This window comes from Bacillus lumedeiriae, assembly GCF_044891285.1.
GTDB classification, from domain to species: Bacteria; Bacillota; Bacilli; order Bacillales; family Domibacillaceae; genus Pseudobacillus; species Pseudobacillus lumedeiriae.
On sequence record NZ_JAUIYO010000010.1, the window covers coordinates 53270 to 75213 of the forward strand.

A 21944-nucleotide genomic window follows, 5' to 3' on the forward strand; every position below is an offset into this window, starting at 1 on the left:
CTAGGAAGTCGTTTTTTGCTTTAAACTATCAACTGCGTTTTCAGTCTGACAATGCGTGTTACATGTCGCATGGGAAGCACAGCACTGTGAGCAAATATTATTAGTGATAAAGCTGCAATAAATCATATCATCCACTACGAATTCGTCGTGACAAACTGAACATGCGGCTAATACCTCATTCCATTCATTCGGCTTGGATGGTGCAATTACTTTATCAGTGCTTGATGACTGTGCAAGATAGTATTTTCCTTTTGTGAGAACAGCTAAGAGTATGTGCAAAGTAAAAGCAATGGCTCCGGCAACAAACGCGGAGGCTCCCACTAGTGATGGGCCTGCTAATCCAAAGGCAAAACAGGTACCAACTATAGCAGCTACAACAAGAGCAATCGGACCCACTGGATTCCAATCTCGTAGAAAGCCTCTGCGGTGTTCAATATGAGCCGGACCCAATTTGAGTACCTTTTTTACAATTAGTAAATCTGCTAGTAGCGAAGCAACCCATGAAATGTTAAATACACCTTGAAAAGTTAGGGCAGCACCTAAATGATCAACAATCCCAAATATCATTGTTAACACTGCGGCAATCGATGTAATAATGACCCAGAAAACTCGTCCAGGTGCAAAGTGGAATACACGGGCAAAAAAGTTGGATAAAGCAAGAGAACCACTATATAAGTTTGTGACGTTAATTCTCAGCTGAGTTAAAATAGTGTACGCAGCTCCCAAAACCCCCATCACGGTAACCATGTAAACTCCTGGATTGGACTCTCCGAAACGTACTCCAAACCAAATACCAATCAATCCCATAACGAAAAATGCGACGAGCTGCGGAAGAAAACCTACAGCAAAAGCACCAATTTTAATTTGATCATGTTTGATAAATCTTGCATAGTCGGAGGTAAGTAAAGTCTGTGAACCAACGACAGCATTCATCATCCCTACACAAGTTAAAAGGGCTACTCCGCCAACCTCTCCCCCAACCGGCATAAATGCCAGCCAATTAGAAGAATACGGAAGATCCAAATTTAATGCCAGTATGATCCCAGTTATTAATAGAATGAGATAAACAGGAAGCGAATATTTTTGAAACTTGTCAAGCTGCTTCATCCCATACCAGTTCAGCGGAATAACCCCTACACCTACGAGGATCATATACACCCACACGGGAATGGCTGGAATGTAAGCATGGATCGCATTTGCCATAATTGCACCTTCAATACCACAAAACATAATAAAGTTAGCTGCATAAATGACTGAGGTGAGGGCTGAGCCTACGAAACCGTAGCCCGCCCCCCTGGCCATTAAATTCGCGTTGAGTCCGCTCTTCGCTGAAAAATAAGCAATAATTGTTGCTAATACACCTGTAATAACCGTTGCATAAATTCCAGCGAGAAGCGCATTAATACTTCCGTAAGCGAGTGCCATTTGACCAGAAACCTGCATAAAGAACATTGCCGTTACAACACCCATAGTGACATTTGAAATACTAGGCCACGACATTCTCCAATGAAAAGGAACCTTGCTTAATGCATAGTCTTCCTTTTGTTCATCTTTTTTGTTCTTTACTGCTATCCTCTCAGCCATTCATTCTCACCCCCTTACAAGTTCTTTCACTTCTGCTTTTTCCAACAAATATCCACCTTGTTTCATTACTTTTACATTCCATTTAGGTGGAACGACTACAGTGGTTGTCTCTTCCTCAATGATAGCCGGACCGCTTACTGTGGAGTCATCTGCTAACATAAAACCTTTATAAATAGGTGTTTCTCGGTACCCATCATACTCTTCAAAGTAGGCATTTCTTGTGCTGTAATGTGGCAGCCCCTGCTCTGGTTGTTGGCTTATCTGCCCTTCTGAAAGCGTAATTTTTGGAACTCGTCCACAAACCGTTGATTCCAGGCTGATCACCTCAACCGCATTGTCTCTTTCACAATACGTGTACAATTCCTCATGCCGTTTGTGGAATCTGTTCTCTATATCTATCAATGATGCGTTAGTGATATCCTCATATTTTACTTGTACAGTACATTCATGTAATTGGTCCCTATAGCGCATATCCATTGTACGTTCAATATATATATCCTCCCTTTCAAAACCTTCTTCTAGTAATTGTTGGATTCCTTGTTGTTCCATTTCAGAAAATGCTTTATTTAGTTCCTCTGGATTAATTTCTGCAATAGTATGTGTAAAGGAAGACATGTAAGTGTGTTTCACGTCCGCTAGAATGGCACCAAATGCACAAAAAGCACCTGCTATTTTTGGAACAATCACCCGGTCAATTTCAAGCTCTTCAGCAAGCCGTGCAGCATGTGCTCCTCCAGCTCCGCCAGCAGCAACTAAGATAAAGTCCCTTGGATCGTGCCCCTTTTCTACCGATACTCGGTTAATGGACCCAACCATATTATTGTTAACAATCTGATAAATGCCAAGCGCAGCTTTTTCTGTAGAAAGACCTAGACGATCAGCAATTGTTTTCTTGATGGCATCATTGGCGCCTTGCACATCTACTTTCATTCTTCCGCCTAACAGGGAATCCTGATCAAGATAACCTAGCAACACTAAACTATCAGTCACAGTTGGCTGGCTTCCTCCCTTCCCATAACATACAGGACCAGGCAATGCACCTGCACTTTCAGGGCCGACACTAAAGAGACCTTTACTGTCAACAGAAGCAATACTTCCGCCCCCTGCCCCTAGTGTTTCAACATGGAGCATCGGCGTACCAATACGATAACGCATAAAGTCACTATCTTTAATAATTTCTGTCCGTCCATTACTCGTAAGGGAAATATCAAGACTCGTTCCCCCCATATCCACAGTTAGTACATTACGGCTCTTTACCTGGTCCGCAAAGTATAGCCCAGCCAGCGGGCCAGCGGCTGGACCGGAATTTAACGCGTATATCGCTTTTTGTGTTAACGTACGACCTGAAATGACTCCTCCATTATTTTGTACATAGCGAATCTCCTTTTGATACCCAAGCTCTTGGAAGAGTGCTTCTAAAGAGTGAATATAACGCTTTAACATAGGACCAATATAAGCATTAACAACTGTTGTGCTGACACGAGTGTATTCGCGGATTTGCGGAAAAATTTCTGTAGATAGGCTAATATAAGCCCCCGGAAAATGTTCTCTAATTAATTCGGCTGTTCTTTTTTCATGTTCTGGATTAAGAAAAGACCAGACATAAGAAACAGCAATCGCTTCTATCCCTTCTTTTTTAAAATGCTCGATACCTGCGATAATGTCTTCTTCATTAAGAGGCGTTAACACCTTTCCATCACTCCGCGTTCTTTCACGTACAGGAACCCTCAACTTTCTTGGGACGAGCATTTTTGCTGGAGGATACGTGAAATCATAACGGAAACCATCCTCTTTATGCCCAAGTCTAATTTCAAGTGAGTCCTCATGACCTTGTGTGCAGAAAAGTCCCACCTTCGCCCCTTTATGTTCAATAAGAGCATTTAACGCCACTGTTGTACCATGGATAATTAGATGGCACCTTTGTAAAAACTCGGCTACACTAATTCCAAGATCAGTACTGATCAGTTTCAAACCATTCAATATCGCTGACGAAGGCTGATCGGGTGTTGATGGTGATTTAAATACTTTAATATCTCCACTGCTAGACTGAACGATAAAATCAGTAAAAGTCCCTCCTGCATCAATTCCTAAACGATAAGATTCCTGTTTCATACGATTTCCCCCTTGTATGGTAGATTAATAATTAATTATTAAATCGTTGAAAGCTCCATTAGCTGTTTTCTTAGTAAGTGTGTTTGTCCCTCATTAATTTTCATCGTATTCGAATCGATCACTACGGCGTATTCAATTTCTGCTGCCTCAATAGATAAAAGGCCGCTTTCTACATCTGTTAAAACCTTTTCAGGGTCACGCTCATAATTATTCCCCCCTGCTCCGCCGCCCGGGGCATATGCAGAAAACCTCTCTCCTGGGTTCACTTCATAAATACCATTCTTTATAATCTTTTCTGTTTTTCCATACTCGTCCGTCTTCTCGAAGTAAGCTACTTTTTTATCAATCAGTTTTGAAAATGCCCCTAGCGCGGATTGCGGTGGGAATTTTCTTCCTTCCCCAAACGCAATCACAGACATCGTATGATCAATCGGTTCTACCTCCCAGACAGTCCCGTATCCACCTCTCCATTTTCCTGCACATGCAGAATCCTTTCTTAAGTTGTAACGATGAATAACAATCGGATATTTATATTCCATTAGTTCGATGTCCCCGCTGTTTAACCCGCCAAAATCACACTGAGGGCCAATCGCATTCCAGCCGTCCATCACACCTGGTATCGCACCTGCTCCGCCAACTTGAGTAGCTAATATCATCGAAACATACTCTTCATTATTCTTACGCGGATCAACTCCCGCTATATTAATACCGTTACAGTGGGCCCAAGAAGCAACTGCTCTGTGTGGCATCGCCTTTTCCAAAGCATCACGAACGGAATCTGTAATAGATTCGGAAGGTGTAGTTGTACAGTTCACATGTGGAGCAGGCTCCATCGCATTTGTCAATGAAGCAGTTGGTCCTGCATCAAAAGTAATTGGCCGATACATCCCTTCATTGTATGGTGCTGGTGCTTGCGTAAACATCATAATGCCAAGACAGGCGGCAGAAAATGAGTTAGAGTAGTACGAATTGATGAAGTAAGGGATTTGGGGCGGACTGTTTAAGGCAATATGCATGTTTTCTCCTTGAATAGTTACAGTTGTTTCTATTTTAATATCCCCATAACCATGTCCGGCATCTTCTACTATCCCTTGTCCTTTGTATACACCATCAGGGACATTGCTAATAAACTTTCTCATCTGCTTTTCAGACATGTTAAGTAATTCTTCAATGCAGGCTTTAATCGTTTCTTTTCCATACTTCTTTAGTAGACGAAGCAGATTCCTTTCGGCCACTTGAACCGCTCCAAGTTGTGCACGGAGATCTCCGGCTTGATCACGTCGCGAACGAACATTCGTAAGAATCATATTTAAAATATCTTTACGTTCCTTACCTTTTTCCCAAAGCTTAATCGGCGGAATTCTCAATCCTTCGGCGTAAATCTCTTTAGCATCCGGATTATAACTTGCCGGAACAGGCCCTCCCATATCAGTTAAATGGGCTTTGCTGACTGCCCAGAAGATTAGCTCTCCCTCAAAGAAAATAGGCTTATACATACAACAGTCCAAAATGTGGCTTCCTCCGTACATTGGATCGTTGTGATAAATAATATCTCCCGGATAAATGTCACCTTCAAAATAAGAACTAATGGATCGAACTGCCGGCATCAATGATCCTAGATGAATCGCCAAGTCCTGCCCCTGCAAAATCATTTCCGGTGTCCAGTTAAATAACGCATTTGAATAATCATGTGCTAAATTCAAAACACTTGACCTTGCTGTTTTTTCTATCGTTAGAGTCATTTCACGTTGAGTAGTTTCTAATGTCCCTTGTACGACTGCCAGGGTAATTGGATCCACTTTTTTTGTAGATTGCATATACACCTCTCCTTTTAGATCATTTTTTAATCACTGTCTTGCAGCTTCTGTATGAATTTTTTCTATTCTTTCTCCCTTCATGTTTAATTTGTTTGCGTTTCATTTTCAAACTCCTTAAAAACGCTTTCATTGATTTTCAAAAGAGCGTCATATCTTTTGTAATGCAACTTACATGCCAGCTTTCAAAGCTATTTTTCATCATGTTTTTATCATTACACTTAAAAGAATTAATGCTTTTTTGCATGATGATGAGTCATTTCCCCATTGTTTAGTGTTAGCCACTTTTCACTAACTTGGCGCAAAAATAATGGATGCTAATAGAAAATCACGAAAGTAATATGTTATAATATTCATAATTTTCTTTCACAATATAAGATACTTATTAGAACGAGGAGTGGATCATTTGCTAGAAAGCACTGCTAACACCCGATTTGAAATCATGGTTAATCATCTTCCGTTCGGAGTTTTAACGATGGATTACAGCGGCTTGATCACAACTTGTAATGATACTGCGTGTCAGCTGCTCAGCCTTCCTATATCTAACATTGTAAATAAGACTTTTACTGAACTGTTTCCTCTAGAAGAAAGAATAGAAGACTTGCTTGCCCAAACGACTCATCTTGAAAAAAAGATCCAGTTAGGCAGCCATTTATTTTCTTTAATAGTACGGAAAGAAAAAAGCCTTCAAGAAGTTATTTGCACACTTCATCCCATCACTGAATTTCCTCAAGAATCAAATAAAACACTTAAATCCAAATTGCTGAACTTGCCGATTGATAATATTCTTAATGCATGCCAAGATGAAATATTTATTACGGACGCTGAAGGGAAAACACTATTTATCAACTCTGCCGGTGAATCCTTATATGGAACGAATGCTCAACAATTAATAGGAAAAGATGTTTTTAAGCTTGTAGAAAAAGGATTCTTTTCACCATCCCTTTATCCAATTATTAAACAACGTCAGGAAAAGGTTTCGATGATTCAGCGGACGAAAACGGGGAAAACCGCTCACGTCATCGCTAATCCTGTATTTAATGAAGAGGGAGAAATGACAAATATCATTTTTACAGGGAGAGATATTACAGAACTTAAACATCTAAGGGAAAAAATCCAACGAAGTGAAGTGTTATTAAAAACGTATCAGTCTGAATTAGAAGAGCTGCACAGCTTTCATAAGCAGCCGGCAGATGTCATCGCGTTGTCGCCAAAAATGCGAAAAATATTTAAGGTGGTCAATAAAATCTCCCGGCTGGATACAACTGTTTTGATCACTGGAGAATCTGGAGTAGGAAAAGGAGTCATCGCCAAATTTATACATGATCACAGCCCGCGAAAAGAACAGCCAATGATTCACATTAATTGCGGAGCCATACCGGATACTTTGATTGAGTCGGAGCTTTTTGGATATAAAAAAGGAGCGTTTACTGGGGCAAATAAAGAAGGAAAAAAAGGGCTGATCGAACAAGCGAATGGCGGTACGTTGTTCTTAGATGAGATTGGTGAAATGCCCCTTCACTTACAAGTTAAATTATTAAAGGCTCTTCAAGAAAGAAAAATCGAACCGATTGGAGATTCAAAATCGATTGATGTCGATATTCGAATTATCACAGCAACGAATAAAGATTTAAAAGCACTCGTTGATGCGGGCAAATTTCGAGATGATTTATATTATCGATTGAATGTGGTCCCTATTCACATTCCGCCTTTAAGGGAACGTCCTGAAGACGTGTCGCACATGATTGACTACTTTTTAAATAAGATGAATAAGAAATATAACCTCAATACTTATCTGTCACTTGAAGTAGAAAATACACTCACTCACCATCATTGGCCCGGCAATGTCCGTGAATTAGAAAACTTAATCGAGCGCCTAGTCGTTACGGCTGAAGAAAATGAAATTACGATGAGTGATTTACCTGAGAATATTTACTATAAGGAAACGAGCGATTACATCGTGCAAGTTAATGACATCTGTTCCTTAAAACAAGCTCAGGATCAAATGGAAGAACAGCTCATTCGAAAAGCATACAGTTTACATACGAGCTCTTATAAAATTGCTGATCTGCTTGGGATTAATCAATCAACAGCGATTCGAAAAATAAAAAAATACATTAAAAAAGAGTAATGCACCGTTGGATTACCTAATAAAGCAGCTTAAACAAAATAATCAGTGCCAGCTCCTTTATCTATTTAAAGCAGTAAAGGAGTTGACACTGATTAATTGATAAGACCCTTGTTATACAGTTTTCTTTCCGCTAGCAAAGGAACGAGATTGTCGAATATGTGAGTGTCTTCTTTATATACAGAGTAACCTCCATAGTAATCCGAATCTGTATTTTGGAATTTATTCATCTCTTTAAATAATATTTTTGCTAGTTCTTCTTCGCCTATTTCTACGCAGTATAGGATCAGCCATCCATAAATAGCAGGTGATTCGTATTCCACCGCTGGCTGCCCCGTCACTCTATTATATTGACCAAATATCACGCCATGCGTATCTATTTCTTTCTTAATAAAATTAGAAAACAGCGTAGTAGAAAAACCACTTTTCGCTCGGTAAAAGGCAACAAGCGCTTGATCAATCATATTAACGTTTTGATCGAAGAGATATTTCTTACTCTTCACATTAAACTTTTTTGGATAAAATACTCCATCATTTGGAGCATTCTTTAATATTTTTAGCATATTCTTGTAAGTTTCCCCGTCTATCAAATGGCGTGCTTGCAGCTTCTTCAAAGATTCCGGTTCAATGTAAGATAGCGTAATGATGGGGCTTGCATACTGATCATTTCTCTCGTAAAAATCGGTTAACACATGTTGATAGTTATTAAACTCCACAATGTATTCACTTATACGAACAGCTGCCTTTTCGTACCGCTCCTCATTCCACTTCTCCTTTGCCTGGAATAATGCAAGGCTGATTCGCAAATCATCGACTAGTGCATTTGCTGAAACCCTGCTCTGCCCGGATTCTGTTAACTTCCAATAGACAAAACCATCTTCCTCTAAAAAATAGCGATTTAATGTTTTATAAGACTCTTCAAAAAGTTTCTTATCTTCTTTTTGAAGTGCATATTCCATCCATAATCCTAAAGTTTCCGACAACGCCTCTCTTCCTTTAACGAAATCTTCGTCTTCTGCTTTCTCTTCCTTCATATAAGTAGCAAGGGTACCATTATCATTCTTTAACCACTTTTTTATAAACTCTTCAGCAGCGAACGGCTCTGCTGTCTTTTCTTTATTAAAAAGAAAGAGCAGCAGAACACCACTGACAAACACCATAGTTAAAATAAGAGACACTCGTTTTCTCACTTTTTCATCTTGCCCTACTTGCCTGCCGCCTGTTGCTGCAGACGAGCGAAAGACGGCCTTTCAGCCATTAGGCTAGACTTGATGATTTCAATTATTTTATCTGAGGAATTTCCTTCTCCGAATGGGTTTCTTATCGCTCCCATTTTTTTATATTCTACCGGGTTGAGAATGAGCTTGCGGCATTCCTCATAAATCGTTTGTGCCGACGTACCTACAAGCTTCAGGGTCCCGGCCTCAACCCCTTCCGGCCGTTCTGTCGTATGTCTAGCAACTAGAACAGGCTTTCCAAGTGAAGGTGCCTCTTCCTGAATGCCTCCTGAATCTGTAATAATTAGATATGATTGTTTCATTACATGAACAAAGCTTTCATAATCCAGCGGTTCAATTAAATGAACCCGACTGCTGTTTCGAAAGGCTTTATTTACTTTCTGACGAATTTCCGGATTTTTGTGTATAGGAAAAACAACCTGTATATCTTTATAGTCATCAATTAATTGATTGACTGCTTCATAAATATTTTGAAGCTCATCAAAGTTTTCTCTTCTATGTGTCGTTAATAAAATAGTTTTTAAGTTGGCAGAGAAAATCCCGCCTAATTCACCGTAAAAACGATATGGTTTTGATGCCACCTCAAGCAGTGCATCAATCACGGTATTTCCAACGACATGAATCGCATCCTCTTCTATATTTTCCATTAATAAATTATCTTTATTTCTTTGCGTAGCTGCAAAATGATAGCTTGCCAGCCGCCCCACCATCTGCCGGTTCATCTCCTCTGGAAATGGGGAGTATACATTATTTGTCCGCAGACCCGCCTCCACATGACCGACTGGGACTTTTTTTAGAAAGGCCGAGTAGGCCCCGACAAATGTCGTAGTCGTATCTCCATGTACGAGAACTAAATCCGGCTTTTCCATTTCGATAATAGCGGATAGTTTAGAAAACATCTTTCCTGTTAATTCCTCTACCTTTTGGCCCGCCTGCATCATATTGAGATCATAATCTGGTGTAATCTCAAAAAGGGTCAGTACTTGGTCGAGCATTTCCCGATGCTGGGCGGTATTAACAAACACACATTCTATCCCTTCTTCCTTTTTTAATGCCTTTACAAGGGGCGCCATTTTAATCCCTTCAGGTCTTGTTCCAAAAATCGTCATCACTTTCATTACAATCCCGCCTTTTTTCATATTCTAATATTTTAATTATCACTATGCCGGATAATTTTCCTTTTTGGCTTGTTTAAACCGCTGGGTTTTATACCATTTCACTTCCTGCCTAAATATGACCCTCTTAATCTCCAAACATGATGAATATACGACCAGGAATATCCACATTTGCGAATAAGTGAAATACATTAGTAAGACTGTTAAAAAATTTTTCATTGTTAACTGGTTTTTTTCCATACTTAACGCTAAACATACCTCCGTCACAAAAAGAAGAAAACCGACAATTAATAATACGTACGATACAGCTCCAATAGATAACCCTAAATCATTTACTAAATTAACGACAAAGATTGCGTGTGAAAGCAGTACGCTGCCAAAGAACAAAAAATAAGTAAACAAGAAATAAAAAAGATCAATAAACACTTTTTTATTTTTTAGTTTATGAAGGCTGAACAAATATTTAAAAATCACATACTGGTTCCCTCGTGCCCATCTCGTTCTTTGACGCCACCATACTCTTAGGTTTTCAGGCTCCTGCTCCCAAGTGACAGCTGCCGGGAAAAAGCGAATATAATATCCGAGATTATACACACGGATACTTAGTTCCGTGTCTTCTGAAAGGGCTTTTTCATCCCAGCCTCCCAGCTCTTCCAGAATAGATCGGCGAATAGCAAAGTTTGTGCCTGGAATCGTAGTCATCTTAAACCAGAACCAGCGGCCGGCCTGAGCCAGCCATTGAAAGGTTAATGTTTCAATATTGATTAACCTCGTAAGTAAGTTTTTGTTGGCATTCACTACCCTGAACTTTCCTACCATGGCCCCGGCCTTCTCGTCATTCTTCAATCCCAAAGCTAAATAGTGAATGGCATCAGGCTCGGGCGTATTATCGGCATCGTACACAACGATAATTTCTCCTGTAGAATGCTTTATCCCCTGATTTAACGCTCCCGATTTTCCCTTCCCCGCATGTGGCGGTTTCGTATGGACAGCTTGAATAAATGAGTATTGTTTAGCATAGTCATCTATGATTGAACCGGTAAGGTCGCTTGAATTATCGTTAATAACAATGACTTCCAATTTATCCTTTGGATAGTTTAACCGAATCATCGATTTGATCGTATCTTCAATCACTACTTCCTCATTGTGCGCTGGGATCAGAATACTGACCTTTGGAAAGTCCTCTATAGGTGTGTTCAATTTTTTCTTAAATTCCCCGTATTTCAATGAGTGTAAATATCCCCCAACCATGAGAAACGCGTGGTAAAATAACATATACCAAATTAAGAAAAGTGAAATATATAAAAATAAATCTGCCAATATCATCATCCCTCCATTTTAGTTTTTCTACTGTGAAGAAAAACAGCAAACATAACAAATGCTATAACTGCTAATCCCCCAATGGCAGCCATTCCCCAAACAATGATTTCAATGAACTGTATAAAGTAATATAACGAGAAGTCACTCGATGATAACAGCAATCCTCCACGGTCTATATCCACTTTGATTTCACCATTCTCCGTGTATATACCAACCTTATCCGCTTTCACCTGTACATCCATTTGCTTTAAATCGATCCACGAGATATTCGGTTGTTTTTCCATTTCCTCGATTAACTTCTTAAAACCATCGACTCCCAAATAAGGATGATAGAAAGCAGCCAACATGCCGTCTTCTGTCAATTTCATGATTTCAGCTTCTTTCATTATGTTCTGAACCGCCTTAGGATCATCTGGTCTCACATAACCCAGCGTTTCCGGAAGCAGCTGCATTCCATTTAAGAAAGAAGGAGATGTGATATACGGAGCCCCGTCCATTATTCCCCAATTTTCATCACTTAGCTGTACTTGCCCCACATATGTAGAGAAATATTCAGACACTACTTGATATCCATTTTGCGACATCGTATAATGCGGTGCTTCAAAAGCCAGCGGATAGAGCCCATAGCTAGCCAATTCTTGAATTCCTTTTGTTAACTTTGTTTCAATATATTTTCTTTCGTGCTTTTGCAATTTATTTAAATAGTTTTCGTATGCTGCTTTCGTGCCAAAGTCGCTTTCTTTTCGCAAGGTGAATGGTTTATCAGCAGCAGCATAAATCGGTCTATTATGCTCAACATCCCAAAACTCGAATCCTTCCCCTGTCTCACTAGCTCTAAACTGATGAGTATAGCCATGAAGGACGATACTGCCCCCATCTTTCTGCATTTCTTTTAACACTTTTAACAGCTCCGGAGAGTCGGAGAAGTGATACTTTTTCCCTGTTTCGGGGTTTATATAGACAGGAATGACCGCTACCATATATGGAATATTTTTTTCTTTTAATACTTTTGCAATTTCCTTGATATTTTTAGGGTCTACTAACGGATGTACATCTTCGAGTCGAATATACGCTGGATGTTTAGCAGTATGATCCGGCTGAAAAATATCATGAAGGACTTCCCCAAATAAAATAGATTCTCTTGAAGACATGCTGTCAAACGCGCAATAATAGTGATTTTGTTTTTTAACCATTACGGGATAGGCTGTTGTGTCTCCCACCTTTTTTCCTTCTAATAATATTTCAGCATTTTTAGTCAGTTGAGTGTCTACGATGTTTTGATGGTCTAAGTCCAATTTCTTTTCTTTGCTACTCGTTAAAGTTAGCTGATTAATTTCCCTTTCATGTAACGGGTTAATAAACGAAAATTGATCACCTAGCTGATCCGAATTATAACCAATAGCTACAAAGGTACCCTCGTAATCATCAAATAAATTCACAAATGCAGGGGGGAGCTGACTAGCAACCTGACCATAATAGAACAGGTGGGTAACAGCTGTTAAATCTTGTTTTCCTACCTCGCTGCTGCTAATAAATGTAACATCAGTAGTAAAGTGGCTGATTATCATATCTAGCGATCGCTGATACTCATCAACCTTTCCATCTTTTGATGTATAGATGACTAAAACTTTTGGTTCGCTTTTTTTGGCTGCACTGATGTTCGGTCCTTGTAGAAACAAGGTAAACGAAGTCACAAAAATCAATAAAATAACCATTCTTTTACTCATTTTTCTATGGCCGTTTTTCATTCCTCTTCCTCCAATAAGTTAGTGTAGTAAGATAGACGGTACTTCTGTTTTGTTTTATAAAGAATGATTTTGTTCTTTATAACGAACAAAATAACAAAAAAAAGCCCTTTATTCTCCTGAAAATTAACAACCTCTTCTATTGTTACACGCCATGTTGCAGAACGTTTTTTGATTTGTAGTTTATTAATTATTTAATATAGTAAAAGATACTAATGAATCAGGAACAAATACCTCATTTGTTCTTTTTAGAAAATGAAAATATTTAATTAATCAAAATTTGTTCTTCATAAAGAACTATTTTCTCATTGAGTATATCACAAGACCTACTACTCTTTTAATAGGTCTTTTTGCCTGTTTATTCTTCATAAAGAACAAAATTAACTTTCTATCCTTTAAAAAATACTTTTAAAATCAAAAATGTTCATTATAATGAACATTAATAACAAAGGAAAGGAGCTTACAAAATGATAGGCGCTAAAATAAAAGCTTTGCGCATGCAAAAGGGGTATTCCATTACGAAACTAGCAAACAAGGCGCAAATATCAAAATCCTATTTATCTTATTTAGAAAAACAATCTAAAATCAAACCGTCCCTTCACATCATTTCTAAAATTGCTTCCTCTCTTGATACAACGACTGATTATTTTCTCGAAGAAAGTAAAACAGCATCCGACGTGGGAGTAAACGAGGAATGGATCCGCCTACTAAAAACTGGGCTGGATGAAGGAATGACAAAGGAGGAATTTCTTGAATTTCAATCGTATCTTAAATATAGAAGATCTCTCTAACAGCACGTATTATCCCTTCTTAAGCTTTATAAAAAACTAGGAACAATAATGAACCCCCCTGAATACAGTTCGTAATCACCGTAACCAGGGGGGCTTTTTTATTCTATTAAAATGAAAAGTGCTTACATGCGATCCATATAAACAGTTTTCACTTGTGTATAAAATTCAATGGCTGTTTTGCCTTGTTCGCGTGATCCCGTGCTGGATGCTTTGCAGCCGCCGAATGGCACTTGCGGTTCTGCACCAGCTGTTTCTGAATTCACATGGACAATTCCTGCTTCAATATCGTCAACAAAACGATTAGCCAGTGTTAAATTGTTTGTACAAATGGCTGCACTTAATCCATATTCTGTATCGTTAGCCATTTCAATAGCTTCATCATAGTTAGCTACCTTAAATAACGCAATGACAGGTCCGAAGATTTCTTCGCGTGCAATACGGGCATCATGAGGAACATTCCCGAAGACAGTTGGTTTCACATAAAAACCGTTAGAAAGATCCGCTTCTGCCGGAGCTTCGCCTCCACATAAAAGATCCGCCTCTGCCTTGCCTGCCTCGATCATCGCCAATACGCCTTCTTGCTGGCTTTTTGAAACGGATGGGCCCATGAATGTGTCTGCTTCAAGCGGGTTGCCTACTTTTAACTCTTTTGTCCGTTCAACTAAACGGTTAGAAAATGCCTCATAAATTCCTTCTTCAACGATGACACGGCTGGTTGCTGTACATTTTTGACCAGTTGATTTGAAAGCACCGTTAATAGCGATGCTGACTGCCTTTTCGATATCAGCATCAGCAAGAACGATCAGCGGATTTTTTCCACCCATTTCCAATTGAACTTTTTTCCCTTTTTCTGTTGCCTGCTTTTGAATTTGCAAGCCGATTTGGTTCGAGCCAGTAAAGGAAATAGCTTTAATTTCTGGATGATCAACAATTTCATTACCTACTACAGATCCTCTGCCGAATACACAGTTTACCACCCCAGCTGGAAGGCCTGCTTCGTCAAATGCTTTCATCACGTGATAAACGGATTTCGGTGTTAAATCAGCTGGTTTAATAACGATTGTATTTCCATAAATAAGCGCCGGCGCAAGCTTCCAAACAGGAATGGCGATCGGGAAATTCCATGGAGTGATTAATCCAATTGGACCAAGCGGCACGCGAGTTGTATATAGAAGTGTCTCTGCGTTAGCAGACGGGATCACATCACCAATCGGCTGAAGTCCTTCTGCTGCATAGTATTCAAGAATACTAATCGCACGCTTCGTCTCTCCTATGCCCTCTACCAATGTCTTTCCTTCTTCAAGCGCCAAGTCTCTTCCTATTTCTTCTGCATTTTCTGTTAAAATCGCTGCAGCTTTTTGAAGATATGCAGCTCTTTGTTGAAAAGAAAGTTTCTTCCATGAGGAAAACGCTTCCTTTGCAGCTGCTACTGCTTCCTGTACATCTTCTTTTGCACTTGACGGAAATTCACCTAAAGCTTCTCCATTGTGCGGGCTATTATTTTCCCGGTATTCCCCTGTAGTTGGTTCTTTCCACTGACCATTAATGTAATTCAAATAACGCATTGTTTCTCCTCCTGTTATAACATTAATCACTTACACTGCTTTCGCAAAAAAGCAATTGGCATATGTTCCTAGTATCTTTTCTATCTATCATTCACTCGCAAATGAGTGGCGATTTCTCCCCAGACTATGCCGTAAAGTGAGCGGAAGTGCGAATTCTACATTTGGTAAAAGTGACGTGAAAAGAGGAACTTTTTTTATTTTAGCATATTTTCTTGCAATTAAAATAATAAAATTCCTTTCTCCCTATCCAATTAACTATTTTCTTTATACAAGGCGTTGTTAAACTCTCCTATTGACTTCCGCTGGGGGCAACATCAACAATAGTCATTGACATATCCTTATATAAAAACACTCTGCATTTTCGCCTTTGGAATAGTCATCTCTCAACCACCCTAACTAATTCCAGCTGCCTCAGCAAGGTATTCAATCAGGTGCAGCGCACGTACTTGTGGTGATAAATTTTCGCGTTCAATGCCCAGCTTCATTTGCAGCAAGCAGCCTGGATTTGTCGTAATAATCGTCGTTGCTTCCGTCTTTTTCACATTGCCCATTTTTTTGTCCAATATTTCCATTGATGCCTCATAGTTCACAACATTATAGATTCCCGCAGAGCCGCAGCACATTTCCGCTTCATTCATTTCAATCAACTGTACATTAGGAATAGCCTTTATGAGCTTCAGTGGTTCCTTATGAACTTTTTGTACATTGGTTAAATGGCACGATCGTTGATACGTCACACGTTCAGCCTTTCCTTTCTCAATCGGGATCCCCCCGCATAAATCGAGGACTTCGCTAATGTCTTTCGACTTCATACGAAACTGTTTAGCCCGTTCATGCCATTCCGCTTCATCAGATAAAAGATGATCATACTCATACAGCATCGCTCCACAGCCGCCCGCATTATTGACAATAAAATCTACTTTTTCTTGTTCGAAAGCTATAATATTGCGCTTAGCCAGTTCTCTTGCCTCTTCTATTTCACCAGAATGAGCGTGCAAGGCACCGCAGCACGTTTGGTTCTCCACGATCACAACATCGCAGCCAGCTATAGCTAATAACTCGATCGACAGTCTATTGATCCGCTGAAACATCGCATCCATAATACAGCCCGTAAAAAATGCTGCTGTATATTTCCGTTTCCCTCTCGCGTTGATCCGATTCGGCAAACTGCTTCTCTCTTTTGGAGAAACGACATTCGGAGTAATCGCTTCAAACGTCCCCATATGATAAGGGAGTTTCTCGAGCACCCCTACTTTTTGCATCGCTTTTTGAACGCCGCTCTTCTGATAAAACCACAATCCGTTCCCTAACACTTTCATTGCTTTTTTACTAGGAAACACTTTCTTAAATAACACGTTTCGTAATGTTTTAACGGGAACTGAAAATGTTTTCCGCCGGGTAAGCGCTGCTTTAGCAGATTCAAGAATCGCACCATACTCTACTCCAGTTGGACACGCAGTTTCACAAGCACGGCAGCCAAGGCACAGATTAATCGGATCTTCCAGCACCGAAAGATCGGTAATTTTCCCTTCACCAGCCATTTTGACGAGGTTGATCCTTCCTCGTGGAGAGTGAGTTTCTTTTCCCATCGTCATATACGTTGGACATACCGGCAGGCAATAGCCACATTGGACACAATTATTGGTCTTCTCATAGTTCAACTCTTTTCGCAATGCTTCTAAGCTTCGTTCCATTCAATCAACTCCAGCTTCTGTCCCGGTTTCGGAAAAATCTTCCCAGGATTCATGATGTCGTTCGGATCCCAAGCTTCTTTAATACGCTTCATCATGTCGAGGCCAGCTTCCCCTAGCTCCATTTCCATAAAGGGAGCCTTCATGACTCCAATTCCGTGTTCACCGGAGAGCGTTCCTCCTATTTCAACTGCGGCAGTAAAAATTTCAGCAACCGCCTGTTCAACGCGCTTCATTTCTTCCTTATCATTTTTATCACAAATAATGTTTGGATGAAGATTTCCATCTCCTGCGTGACCAAATACGACTAAATGAATATTGTATTTATCTCGAATTTCCTGAAGCCGCTTACACATCTCTGGAATTTGGCTTCTTGGTACGGTGGCATCCTCTGAGATTTTAGTCGGCTTGATCCGTACAATCGCAGGTGATACGAGCTTGCGCGCTTTCCAAATTTCTGCTTTTTCTTCTTCATTTTTGGGAATTCGAATATCTCTCGCTCCCATCAGCCGACAAAGATCAGCCGCTTGTTTTGCCTCGTCCTTAACTGCTAACGGATGTCCATCCAGCTCAATAAGAATAAGCGCCTCTGCCTCTATCGGCAGACCAAGCGGCTCGTAATTTTCAACTGCCATAATTGATGCCTGATCCATCAATTCCATTTTTGATGGCAGGATGCCTGAAGATAATATTTTTGAAATGGCACTTCCAGCATCAACAAGACTATCAAATACAGCCATTATCGTCTCGGAAGCTGGCGGTTTAGGAATAAGCCGCAAGATCGCTTTCGTAATAATTCCAAGCGTCCCTTCTGACCCGACGATGAGTTTCGTTAAATCATACCCCGTTACATTTTTCACTGTTCTTCCACCTGTTTGAATGACGTCCCCTTGTGGAGTGATGACTTCCAAGCCGATCACATAATCCTTTGTCACTCCGTATTTTAATCCTCTAGGTCCGCCTGAATTCTCAGCCATATTACCGCCGATCGTCGATACGTGCGAACTGCTTGGATCAGGCGGATAGAGCAGCCCTTTTTGTTCAGTTGCCTTATGAATATCCGCCGTTAACACGCCAGGTGAAACAATAGCTACCAAGTCCTCTTCATCAATTTCAAGCAAGTCGTCCATTACGGATAAGTCAATGACCATCCCGCCCTTCACAGGGAGCGGACCGCCGCTCAAGGAAGTAGACTGACCACGCGGATAGACAGGAATTTTCTCCTCGTTTGCGAGCTTTACGAGTGCCGCTAGCTCTTCCACATTGTTCGTCTGAATAACCGCATCTGGAAGGTATGTACCGAAAGAACCGTCAAACGAATAACTAAAAAGATCACTTTCATCAGTGAGAACCCTTCCAGTTCTTACGATGTTTTTTACTTCCTGAATATGAATAGGTGTCATCGCTCTCACTCAATCTCCCCCTTTTATTCATCTAATAAACTTTCAGAAGTTCTATAGCCATCATACCATTTGGAGTTATGGGAGATTCACAAATAATAAATTCCTAGAAGCAATAGTTATGGCTGCTTCTAGGAACTGCTCACCTCATTAAAATAAGTATAGCTTCACCATAATTTACCGGTTATTTAATCCCCAGCTTCTTTTCAACAGCCGTCAAAGCATCATCAAGAATTTCGATCATCTTGTTAATTTCCTCTTTATTAATAATTAATGGCGGTGCAAAAATAAGCGTATCTGCTCCTTCGTAGATTACTCCCCGGTGGATCAGTCCGCGCTTCATGGATTCTTCAACAACTAAAGGAGCGGCCGGCTCAGCAAATCGTTCATTCGTCTTCTTGTCTTTTACAATTTCAATGGCCCCCATTAGACCGAGCGCCCGCACTTCTCCGGCAATTTTATGTTCCTGCTGCAGCCATTTGAAGCCTTTTAGCATTTCTTCTCCCATCAACTTGGAGTTTTCCACTAAGTTTTCCTGCTCGATAATTTCTATGTTTTTCAATGCGACTGCACACACCATCGGATGACCGCTGTACGTATACCCATGCATGAACATTCCTTCCGTTTTGTCTATTAATTCCTGATGAATTTTCTCCGATATAATCACTCCGCCTAGTGGCGCATATCCGCTCGTGATACCTTTTGCCACGCTCATGACATCTGGAATGACACCGAATTGCTCAATTCCAAAATATGTCCCTGTTCTGCCAAAACCGGTAATGACTTCATCGGCAATGAATAAAATATCGTACTCATCACAAATGCTTCTAATCTCCTTAAAGTAATCTTGCGGAGGCAGATGAACTCCTCCCGTTCCCTGAACAGGCTCAGAGATAAAAGCAGCAATCGTATCAGCTCCTTCCGCCTCAATAAATGCCCGCAGCGCTTCTCCTGTACTTTCCACGTAATAAAAGTCCGGTGCTAATGAGGTTGTAAAATCCCGAAACGGTTTAAGGCCGGTTGCGCTTGTCGCCCCCATAGCCACACCATGATAAGACTGCCTGCGTGAAACGATCTTTTTCTTTTCTGGTTTCCCTTGCAATTTCCAATAGTTCCGCACAAGTTTAAATGCGGTGTCGTTCGACTCCGATCCACCCGACGTGAAAAAGATTGTATTCAACCCTTCCGGCGTTAATTCAGCGATCTTTGCTGCCAATCGAATAGCAGACTCATGGCTGAAAGTAGCGAAGCAGGAGCTGAAACCGAGTTTCGTCATTTGTTCCATCGCCGCCTGGCCCAGCTCTTCTCTTCCATGGCCAATATTGACATTCCACAGTGAGGACAACCCGTCAATGACCGTTTTTCCATTCATATCTTTTAAATAAATCCCTTCCCCTTCTGTGAAAATAAAAGCAGGTCCCTGTTCTTGCTGCTGTTTAATTGATGAAGTAGGATGTAAAAAATGCTTTTTATCTAATTCAACTAATTCATTGATTGTCTCTTGTACGCTTTCTTCAACCGCTATATTCATTTTTTCCATTACAATTCCCCCTTGTGATAAAAAAGATTCGTTGCTCACTTACACTAATGCAATTCGTATGCCAGCTTTATTATAATGATGGTCTGCTACTTTTAAAGAAAAACTATGTTAATGACTAGTGTTAATTTTGAGCTTTAGAGGCAGGAGCAGCGAGGAGACTCCTCGGCCGCCCGCGGAAAGCGAGTGCCCCAGCATAAATCAACAAAGGAATTTAACAAAACATAAGAAAAGATTTTAATGCTTATTTGCATGAATAGTAAGGCTTATGAGCATCATTTCATGACGAAAATGGAGTTTTTTCCACCTTACAAACATGAAAACCAGTGTGCTTCAAAGGGTTTTTGAAACACACTGGCCATTTAGCGGTCCTTATTTTCTTGTTAATTGGTATTTTTTTAACCGTCTCATTAATAAAGATTGACTGATTCCAAGCTCATCCGCTGTTTTTCGTGTCGTTTGACACTTTTCATATGCTTGTTCAATGATTTTCTGTTCAATCTCTTCCAGCTTCTCTGTCAATGATTGACCTTTTTCCAATTGGAAGTGATTGAAAGGCAGCTCCTGCGAATCATAAAGGTGTGTTGATAATTGAGTAGGGGTGATTTCATATGTAGGTGCCGTGATGACTAACCGCTCGACAAGGTTTTCGAGTTCACGAATATTTCCCGGCCACGGATAACTCCTCAATAATTGGAGGGCTTCGGGAGTCAGCTTGCATTGCCGGCCGTGCTTCTTATTAAACTTCTTCAAGTTCATCTGAAGCAAACCGAAGATATCTTCTTGTCTCTCACGCAAAGATGGTACTTTCATTGGCAAAACATTCAATCTGTAATACAAATCCGAACGAAATTTCCCTTCAGTCACCAACTGCTGCAAATTGCGGTTAGTAGCGGTGATGATTCTAACATCAGCTGTATAAGTACGTGTATCTCCTATAGGAGTATACTTTTTCTGCTGCAAAAATTGTAATAGTTTAGCTTGTAATTGAATGGGCAATTCACCAATTTCATCCAAAAACAATGTACCGCCATCTGCTTGGGCAATTAACCCTTTCTTTCCATCTTTACTAGCTCCGGTGAATGCCCCCTTTTTATAGCCGAACAGCTCCGATTCAATGAGTGATTCCGGCAGTGCACCACAGTTAATTTCAACCATTGTTTCTTTACTCCGCTCACTTAACTGATGAATTCTCGCCGCTATTTCACTCTTTCCTACGCCTGTTTCTCCTGTAATAAGGATTGTCGTATCAACGAAAGCCGCCTTCTCCATCAGATTGGCCATCGAAACGTATGCCTTGCTTTTTCCAATAAAAAAATCACCGGATTCCTCGTTGTGACTCTTCCTCTTGATCTCCATAATTTCCCGGCTATATTTTTTCAAAAGCATCTGCATTTCCTCTAGTTTGGAAGTCGTTCGAACGATCCCTGTAATATCCCGGCTCTGTGTAATGACTAATTCGATCTGTCCTTTTTCATTTTTAATCGGATGTCCTGAAACCATAAATTTTCTCTTCGTTTCAGTTAATTGTACCGAACTGACCATTGTCCTTTCTTCAAGTACCATGCTAGTGACAGACGGATTGAAAATCCCCATTCTCTCAAGTTCTTTTGAGCTTTTGCCAACGATCTCTTCTTTTGATCGATTAATAAAATTTAAGCACGCTTGATTAATCCATAAGGCGATCCCCTCGCCATCAGAAATTAATATGCCGTCAGAAATGGCATTTAACAATTCTTCAAAGTACTCAGACAAGTGTGGAGATTTTTCTTTTAACATCCTCTTCCCCCTTTATTTATTTCTGAAAAAAGGATCGATTTTAACTTATCAACAGTTTATCACGGATAGTTGAAGCGATAAAGAATCAAATTGAATGAATATTTAAAATTTTTAACAAAATTGTC

General features: G+C 40.2%; 14 protein-coding genes. 2 read left to right on the forward strand and 12 right to left on the reverse strand.

The genetic code is table 11. The features are described from left to right. The 3 genes from QYG89_RS12350 to QYG89_RS12360 are packed head-to-tail and all read right to left on the reverse strand — an operon-like array spanning position 1 to position 5513. Positions 1-1584, reverse strand: coding sequence for a purine-cytosine permease family protein (locus tag QYG89_RS12350; RefSeq protein WP_404317752.1), 1584 nt, complete (start codon positions 1582-1584; stop codon positions 1-3). A 6-nt stretch (positions 1585-1590) separates the two neighbouring features. Beyond that, positions 1591-3696: a caprolactamase subunit alpha gene (capA, locus tag QYG89_RS12355; protein ID WP_404317754.1), complete on the reverse strand. Its 2106-nt coding sequence runs from the start codon at positions 3694-3696 to the stop codon at positions 1591-1593. A 38-nt stretch (positions 3697-3734) separates the two neighbouring features. Then, the gene (locus tag QYG89_RS12360) at positions 3735-5513 is read right to left on the reverse strand and encodes a hydantoinase B/oxoprolinase family protein (RefSeq protein WP_404317756.1); all 1779 of its coding nucleotides are present in this window, start codon (positions 5511-5513) and stop codon (positions 3735-3737) included. A gap of 403 nt (positions 5514-5916) precedes the next feature. Here QYG89_RS12360 and QYG89_RS12365 point away from each other — a divergent pair, with 403 nt between their 5' ends. Further along, entirely contained in the window at positions 5917-7641 is a 1725-nt protein-coding gene (locus tag QYG89_RS12365; protein ID WP_404317758.1) for a sigma 54-interacting transcriptional regulator, read from the forward strand. 92 nt (positions 7642-7733) lie between these two features. Here the strand turns inward: QYG89_RS12365 and QYG89_RS12370 are convergent, their stop codons facing one another. The 4 genes from QYG89_RS12370 to QYG89_RS12385 are packed head-to-tail and all read right to left on the reverse strand — an operon-like array spanning position 7734 to position 13059. Then, complete coding sequence (locus tag QYG89_RS12370) at positions 7734-8828, reverse strand: glycosyl hydrolase family 8 (protein WP_404317761.1); 1095 nt, start codon at positions 8826-8828, stop codon at positions 7734-7736. Positions 8829-8842: 14 nt separating this feature from the next. After that, a complete protein-coding gene (gene wecB, locus QYG89_RS12375) occupies positions 8843-10015 on the reverse strand; it encodes a non-hydrolyzing UDP-N-acetylglucosamine 2-epimerase (protein ID WP_404317763.1) in 1173 nt (390 codons plus the stop codon). Between the two features lie 21 nt (positions 10016-10036). Then, on the reverse strand, positions 10037-11311 hold the full coding sequence (locus QYG89_RS12380) for a glycosyltransferase family 2 protein (protein ID WP_404317765.1): 1275 nt from the start codon (positions 11309-11311) through the stop codon (positions 10037-10039). A gap of 5 nt (positions 11312-11316) precedes the next feature. Then, positions 11317-13059 (reverse strand): DUF2334 domain-containing protein, encoded by a 1743-nt coding sequence (locus tag QYG89_RS12385; RefSeq protein WP_404317767.1) that lies wholly within the window; start codon positions 13057-13059, stop codon positions 11317-11319. Positions 13060-13523: 464 nt separating this feature from the next. Here QYG89_RS12385 and QYG89_RS12390 point away from each other — a divergent pair, with 464 nt between their 5' ends. After that, entirely contained in the window at positions 13524-13847 is a 324-nt protein-coding gene (locus tag QYG89_RS12390; RefSeq protein ID WP_404317769.1) for a helix-turn-helix domain-containing protein, read from the forward strand. Between the two features lie 122 nt (positions 13848-13969). Here QYG89_RS12390 and QYG89_RS12395 read toward each other — a convergent pair whose 3' ends face one another. The 5 genes from QYG89_RS12395 to QYG89_RS12415 form a co-directional block, all read right to left on the reverse strand. After that, a complete protein-coding gene (locus QYG89_RS12395) occupies positions 13970-15412 on the reverse strand; it encodes an aldehyde dehydrogenase family protein (protein WP_404317771.1) in 1443 nt (480 codons plus the stop codon). 392 nt (positions 15413-15804) lie between these two features. Continuing rightward, entirely contained in the window at positions 15805-17106 is a 1302-nt protein-coding gene (locus tag QYG89_RS12400; protein ID WP_404317774.1) for a (Fe-S)-binding protein, read from the reverse strand. Beyond that, the gene (locus tag QYG89_RS12405; protein ID WP_404317809.1) at positions 17091-18506 is read right to left on the reverse strand and encodes an FAD-binding oxidoreductase; all 1416 of its coding nucleotides are present in this window, start codon (positions 18504-18506) and stop codon (positions 17091-17093) included. Before QYG89_RS12405 ends, QYG89_RS12400 begins: the two co-directional genes overlap by 16 nt. 181 nt (positions 18507-18687) lie before the next feature. Beyond that, on the reverse strand, positions 18688-20043 hold the full coding sequence (locus QYG89_RS12410) for an aminotransferase family protein (protein ID WP_404317776.1): 1356 nt from the start codon (positions 20041-20043) through the stop codon (positions 18688-18690). Between the two features lie 369 nt (positions 20044-20412). Next, positions 20413-21819 (reverse strand): sigma-54 interaction domain-containing protein, encoded by a 1407-nt coding sequence (locus QYG89_RS12415; protein ID WP_404317777.1) that lies wholly within the window; start codon positions 21817-21819, stop codon positions 20413-20415. Positions 21820-21944 lie beyond the last annotated feature (125 nt).